At 31.1% G+C, this 2,054-nt stretch carries 1 protein-coding gene; it reads right to left on the bottom strand.

Annotated elements, in window-relative coordinates; genetic code table 11:
* Positions 1-827: 827 nt before the first annotated feature.
* A complete protein-coding gene (locus JFU23_RS00020) occupies positions 828-1,421 on the bottom strand; it encodes a TasA family protein (RefSeq protein WP_201031017.1) in 594 nt (197 codons plus the stop codon).
* Positions 1,422-2,054 lie beyond the last annotated feature (633 nt).

The raw sequence follows: 2,054 nt of genomic DNA, 5'->3' as shown, positions 1-2,054 counted from the left end.
CTTCTTGTTCTTAAATTTGTTAAAAAGCTTAGTAATTCCCTAAAAACATCACTAGTAAATATGGAACAACAAATTCAAGATAATTTACAAAACAAATAATATAAGTACCTCTTTCATGGCTTACCGACAGAGTACCAGTTCTAGTACATAGTTTTTTTCAAAGCATTACATCTTGTTTTTATTTTTAATAGAAACTATCTGATTAACTAAAACAGGAACTGTCCCACCATGACTTATAATTTTTTATCCCTGTACATTGTGCGGGGATTTTTTTCATAAAGAAAAGACACCCTAAAGTGCCTTCTTCCAACATGAACCCTCACAATTTCAATAGTAAGTATTGGACTCTCATCCAAATATACTTTTACCATGTTAAATTGTTTGATTCATTGAGGAATAGGGTTCAAATTTGGGTTAGCATCACATCGCTAACATACTAAGGTTTTATGCTACCGAGAAACAATGATTTTTACTCTTGGGATCTCAATTTTACTATTTGGGGATTTATGCTTTTCTTAGCTTGATTGCAGCGTGGGGATTTCCTTATTCGATGTATATGGATACCCTTAAAAATACAAAACCAAAAAAAGAGAGTCGTTATTTACTCTCTTAAACGTTCTACGACTTTTGGCTATTTTTTTCTTCTATTTATAAATTAAATGTTAGTTTTACAAAACATTCAAAATGTTAAACTTACAAAAGCCATTAATATCATGCGCAAATGCTGATATCAATGGCTTTTGGTATAGATATGTTGTAATCATTCTTTTAAATTATTAAAAGGCATAAGCTCAGTTTTACTTTTTACCAGTATTATGCTCTTAAATTTATCTTTCTTGTCCATCTGTTTGATTGGCTTGGAACTCCATTTTTAGCGCAATACTATCCCCTTGGAACACGTTTTGATCTGTTCCGTTGTCTTCAAATATAAACTTTATCCAAAACCAATCCATTTTCCTAGGTTTTAATCCTCCTGTTTCAGTCCACTTAGAATGAAATACTTTTTTGGAGGCAATCTCTGGGCTTTGTGATTTTAGTTCTGCAAGAGTTGTTTCGTATACAGGGCTTTTTGCAGGATCCCAATCCCAAAGAAATTGTACTTTAATATGTTTACCTAAATCTTCTGTAGTGTTATTTTGTTTTAAATCGTTTACAGTATAGTCTATTTTCATCATGATATCTTTAATATCTAATGTACCACTATTTGTTAAATTGAATTTCTTTAATATTTTGTCCCCAGGTTTTAAATTTTCTAAGTTAAGTGAAGTAGTTGGTTGCATAGCTAAATCCAACGTACCTGTAGCAAATGAATTATTTGTCACCACTTGATCGCTAAAATATGCATATGTTCCCCCACCAATTAAAGATAAGCCAAGAGCGGCTGAAACCACTCCAACACCTAATTTCTTTTTCAATGACATTTTTTGTTCCTCCCATATCATTTTTATAATCTTTCTCCCTAATCAACCGAAAAGGTCCCCTTAATACAGATATACCATGAATTGTGAAAAAATTATATTAAAAGCAGAAAATTCCTTATTGAGAAAATTATGTTATTATCTATCTTCTGTAAATGAAACGTCCCAAAAATAGAAAAGTTGAATTTATAATTATCAAAACCTCTGCCAAAAACAAATTAATATTAACTACCCTTTATGATTAGAATTATTTATTTCTTCCGGAGTATTCTAACACTTCAAAAGGTACACTTTTTGGGAGTATAACTAAGCTACTAAAATCCCCTTTTCAAAAGGTATAAAAAATATTTCTGGTACACTTCAAAATTTACGTATACCTTTTGATTTTTTCTAAAAATGTATCATTTACATCTACTATTAAATACTACCCCAAAGTTCTGGCAAAACTATAAATAACCAAGTCTCAAATCCCCCTGGAGCTGAGCAGTTAGTTTATTCTAACTGCTCTTTTTCTTTTTATCGTCACCTTTCCATTGCACCTCCATATGTTGTATAGAAATATCTCCTTTTAAATTGTCATTGGTGCCTCTTTCAAGTCCTAATGCACATCTTAAAAAGAGCACTTTACAAAAGTTC

Origin of the sequence: Bacillus sp. TH50 (assembly GCF_016650565.1) — a bacterium.
In the GTDB taxonomy this organism is placed as follows: domain Bacteria; phylum Bacillota; class Bacilli; order Bacillales; family Bacillaceae_G; genus Bacillus_A; species Bacillus_A mycoides.
This window is presented reverse-complemented; position numbering and strand designations above follow the sequence as displayed.

Coding starts and splice junctions, on each gene's coding strand:
- JFU23_RS00020 (WP_201031017.1), bottom strand. CDS start 1,421: ATGTCATTGAAAAAGAAATTAGGTGTTGGAGTGGTTTCAGCCGCTCTT.